The organism is Psychrobacter sp. GW64-MNA-CIBAN-0177, assembly GCF_040309585.1.
Lineage (GTDB): Bacteria > Pseudomonadota > Gammaproteobacteria > Pseudomonadales > Moraxellaceae > Psychrobacter > Psychrobacter okhotskensis.
The window spans coordinates 1-234 of the sequence record NZ_JBEOOY010000626.1; the positions used below are offsets into that span (position 1 = coordinate 1).

Annotated in this window: 1 pseudogene; it reads right to left on the reverse strand. The window is 47.4% G+C overall.

From position 1 onward, the window contains the following. A pseudogene (locus AAEY79_RS16465) lies at positions 1 to 234 on the reverse strand (ATPase); the annotation flags it as partial.

Consider the following 234-nt stretch of genomic DNA (forward strand, 5'->3'; position numbering starts at 1 on the left):
GTTGTGACTGCATCGCCTATTCGCCGTGCATAGGTCATCTCGCCGATACTTAGCTGGGTCTCATAACTGACCCCACCCTTAAAAAAGTAACTAAAATACGTCACAAAGGTGAGAATACCAAGTCCGCCAATCTGAATCAGCCCTATGATAATGACTTGCCCGAAAGTTGTGAAACGCGTTGCCGTATCCACCACAATCAGACCTGTCACACATACGGCACTGGTCGCTGTAAAT